Genomic DNA, 4,008 nt, shown 5'->3' on the forward strand with positions numbered 1-4,008 from the left:
GCGCGCTCGTTGCCGCCGGCCTGGTCGAAGCCGGCGACGGTGTTCAGGAAGTCCTGCACTTCGGGAGTGTCGAAGATCTTCACGGTCATGGTCATGCTCTCGTCGTTGTCGTTGTGCCCTGCGTTCGCGTCAGGGGCAAGGCCACGGGTTACGGAGTCTGCCGAACACTCGATCCCAGGGGGACCGGGCGGCGGCGCTTCTTATTGTCGTGATTGGATTTTGGCCAGCGCGCGGGCCTGCCACCAATATCGTTTAGGTAAACCGTCATACCTATAAAGTATTGACAACCGATGACCGACCGTTCTCGAACCATCACCCTGAGAAAATCTATTTTTTATTTAAAATCAATAATTTAACAAAAAGATCTTGAGCGCATGACGAACGCCGCCCTCGCACCACGCGTGGAAGGAGGCCGACCACAGGCGCCGGGCCGGCGCCTCACTGCCCCGGGAAGGGCCTACATGCCCGCCAGGAAGGCGCTTCGAGGCCGACCAGAGGGCTTCCTACGCATAGGACCCACGAAACTTCAACCCCACCCCGCCCCAGGCTTGCGACAAAAGAATAAGGGGACATGGAGCCCATTGTGAGCCGTGATGAGCCCTGCCATGCCCCGAGCCCCTTCAGGATGCCTCGTGATCCCATAATCGGCCTGGCGCACCATAAAAAAGGCCCACGCTGCGTAGCAGTCGCGGGCCAAGGAGGATCATGGTGTCTGGCCGCCGGACGGCGGCCTGGGATCAGTGAGAGGCCTGTTCCTCGCCGATCTTGCGGATGAACTCGAAGTCCTTGGTCTCGAAGATCAGCGAGATCAGCACACCCAGCACCAGGGCCCAGAAGGAAGAACCAATGCCCAGGATCTGAAGGCCGGAGGTGGCGATGAGGAAGGAGAACAGTCCCCCCATGGTGTGCTTCTTGCCCGCGAAGGCCATCGACAGGGCCGAGGTCAGGACCCGCATCAGCGCCAGACCGGCGATGATGGCGATGAAGTAGCCCGGCATGGTCTCGATCAGGTCGAAGAAGTAGCCGTAGAAGGGGCCGCAGACCACGAAGATCGCCCCGGCGACCACCGCCGCCACCCAGCGCCGGTCCTTGTGACCGGCTTCCGGCGAGGAGCAGATACCGGTCATCGGCGCGGCGATGCAGGTGCTGTGGAGGTTGAAGAACGCCGAGATCATGGTAGCGAAGCCATTCACCGCGGTGATGCCGTTGGCGGGCACCTCCTTGTAGCCCATGCCCTTGACCAGTCCCACGCCGGCGGGGGTCTCCATGCCGACCAGGATGAGCGCCAGGGGCAGCCCGTAGGCCAGGAAGGCCCCCATGGTAAACTCGGGCATGACGAACTGCGGGAAGGTGACCGAGAACTCGATGCCGGAGAGGTCGACACCGGTGGCCGTCAGGTAGAGGATACCGGCCGCCATGGACACGATGAGCGGTGGCACTCGCCTGAGCAGGCGTGCCGAGACGAAGAAGGTCAGGATCATGATGGCCGCCGGCAGGATGGCACTCTCCAGCGGCGCGACCATGTTGATGCCGAACTTGAGCAGAATACCGGCGACCATGCCCATGACGATGGGCATCGGAATCAGCCGCATGACCATACTCATCATCCCGGCCAGGCCAGCGACCAGCGAGATCGCCCCAGCGATCAGCGTCGCCCCCAAGGCGGGTCCCAGCCCCACTTGGGGAATCACCGCCGCGAAGAGCAACGCGCCCGGAATGGAATTGGCCATCGGCAGGGGCAGCCGATAGTAGGCAGGCACCAGCAGGCCGAAGATACCGTTGATCACGAAGTAGCTGATCACCCAGATCATGATGAAGGTGGGGTCGAGACCCGCGGCCGTGCCGGCACTGATGTGGATGACCCCGGCGCTGAGGCCGAAGATCCCGGCCACCAGGCCGGCACTGACATTGTCGACGCTGAGATCTCTGATGAAGGCGCGGGGCGCGGACATCAAACCGACGCCCTTTTCGATATGCTTCACGATATGCTCCAGGGGTTTATTGTCGTTGGCATCAGGAGGAGGTGGGCCCGAGCCCCCGGTGGGGGCTCGGGAGGCGGCTAGCCCTGATCACCACCGGCCACCGGCAGCACGCTGCCGGTGATGTAACTGGCCTCGTCGGACGCCATGAACAGGATCGGCGCGGCCATCTCGTCCAGGGTGCCGTAGCGGCCCATCAGGCAGCTTTGCTTGGTCTGATCGATATGCGCCTGGAACCAGGCCTGCTCCGTTTCGTTGCGGGGCTCCGGGGTTCCTCGCGAGATGCGCCGCGGCGGCGCCTCGGTACCGCCGGGCGCCGTGGCCACCACGCGAATGCCATGCTCGGCATATTCGAAGGCCAGCGACGCCGTCATGGCATTGACGCCCCCCTTGGCCGCCGAGTAGGGAATCCGGTGGATCCCGCGGGTCGCCGCCGAGGAGACGTTGACGATGACGCCACGGCCCTGCGCCACCATGGTGGGCAGCGCCGCACGGCAACACCACAGGGTCGGCATCAGCGAACGGGTGATCTCGGCCGAGATCTCGGTCTCGCTGAACTCGGTGAACGGCTTGAAGTTTATCGCCCCGCCCACGTTGTTGATCAGGATATCGATGCGCCCGAAGTGCTCGACGGTCCGGGCCATCACGTCCTCGGCTCCTTCCCAGGTCTCCAGGTCGGCCTGCAGGGCGATCGCCTCCACGCCCTGCGCCTTGAGCTCCTCGACCACCTCCTGCACGACGTCGGCCCGGTCCACCAGCGCCAGGCGCGCGCCTTCGCGGGCGGCGCGCTCGGCAACCCGCTGGCCAATGCCTTGGGCCGCGCCGGTGATCACCATGACCTTGTCGGTGAAACGCTGGGTGCTCATGAGGCCTCCTTGGGGGCCTGGTTCGGCGTGAACTTCTCGTAATGGAAGCTCTGCGGCACGATGCCCTCGTTGTCGAAGTGCTTGAGCACGGCGTCGACCATGGGGGGTGGCCCGCACAGGTAGACGTCGACATCCCCGTCGTGCAGCACCTCGGCGTCCATGTGGTGCGTCACGTAACCCTTGCGCGGATGTTCGCTTGCCTCGTCCACCACCACGGTGGAGTAGGCGAAGTTCGGCAGCTCCGCGGCGAAATGCTCCAGGGCATCGACCTTGACCAGGTGGTCGTCCTTGTTGACGCCGTAGATCAGGTGCATCGGCTGCTCATTGGACTCCCCTTCCGCCCGTTTCTGGACCAGCAGTTCGAGCATGGAAAGGAAGGGCGCGAGACCGGTGCCACCGGCCAGCATCAGCACCGGACGGGTGATCTCGCGCAGGTAGAAGCTGCCCATCGGCCCGGTCAGGGCCAGCCGGTCGCCGACCTTGGCGCGCTCGGTCAGATAGCCGCTCATCACCCCGTTGGGGATGTTGCGGATCAAAAAGGTCGCCCGCCGATCCCCCGGCTTCGAACTGAAGGAGTAGGAGCGGTGCTCCTCGGTGCCGGGCACGTCGATGTGAATATACTGCCCCGGCAGGAAGACCAGCGCGGCCTCGTCTTCCAGGTCCACGCCCAGCTCGATGCTGTCCTCGGAGAGTTGCTCGACCACGGCCACGGAGCCCTCGAGCCTGCCCACCGCGGTCTTGCACAGGGTGGAGGCCACCGGGATCTGGATGACGCAGTCGGAGGACGGCACCATCTGGCAGGTCAGTACCTGGCCCTCGGCGGCCTCCTCGTCGGAGAGTGCCTCCTCCAGGTACTCGTCGCCCATGTCGAATTCGCCCTGTTCACAGTGTCCCTTGCAGGTGCCGCAGACACCGTCAGAACAGTCCATCGGCAGGTTGACCTTCTGCCGGTAGGCGGCATCGAGGACCGTCTCCCCTTCCTTGCAGCCGATGAAGCGGGTGACGCCGTCCTCGAAGTTGAGGGCAATGGTGTAGCTCATGGTCGAATCTCCTCCCGCACCGGGTCAGCGTGACCCGGTCAGATGTGATAAACGTCGATGACCTGATGGATATAGTCGTTGTTGAGTTGCACGACTTTCTTCGTGATCCGCGGTGTCTCGCCG

The 4,008-nt window shown here is 63.9% G+C and carries 3 protein-coding genes; all 3 read right to left on the reverse strand.

What is annotated here, in order from left to right; translation table 11 throughout:
- Positions 1–737: 737 nt before the first annotated feature.
- The 3 genes from FHR94_RS19250 to benC all read right to left on the reverse strand — a co-directional run bounded on the left by FHR94_RS19250 (position 738) and on the right by benC (position 3,885).
- Complete coding sequence (locus tag FHR94_RS19250; protein WP_343064692.1) at positions 738–1,982, reverse strand: benzoate/H(+) symporter BenE family transporter; 1,245 nt, start codon at positions 1,980–1,982, stop codon at positions 738–740.
- 77 nt (positions 1,983–2,059) lie between these two features.
- Complete coding sequence (gene benD / locus FHR94_RS19255; RefSeq protein WP_183328358.1) at positions 2,060–2,845, reverse strand: benzoate diol dehydrogenase BenD; 786 nt, start codon at positions 2,843–2,845, stop codon at positions 2,060–2,062.
- Complete coding sequence (benC, locus tag FHR94_RS19260; RefSeq protein ID WP_183328360.1) at positions 2,842–3,885, reverse strand: benzoate 1,2-dioxygenase electron transfer component BenC; 1,044 nt, start codon at positions 3,883–3,885, stop codon at positions 2,842–2,844. The genes benD and benC overlap by 4 nt, the downstream gene beginning before the upstream one ends.
- Positions 3,886–4,008: the final 123 nt, after the last annotated feature.

The organism is Halomonas cerina (assembly GCF_014192215.1).
Taxonomy (GTDB): Bacteria; Pseudomonadota; Gammaproteobacteria; order Pseudomonadales; family Halomonadaceae; genus Halomonas; species Halomonas cerina.

Excerpts from the sequence above, each read along its gene's own strand:
- benD (WP_183328358.1), bottom strand. The coding sequence starts at position 2,845 with ATGAGCACCCAGCGTTTCACCGACAAGGTCATGGTGATCACCGGCGCG.
- benC (WP_183328360.1), bottom strand. The coding sequence starts at position 3,885 with ATGAGCTACACCATTGCCCTCAACTTCGAGGACGGCGTCACCCGCTTC.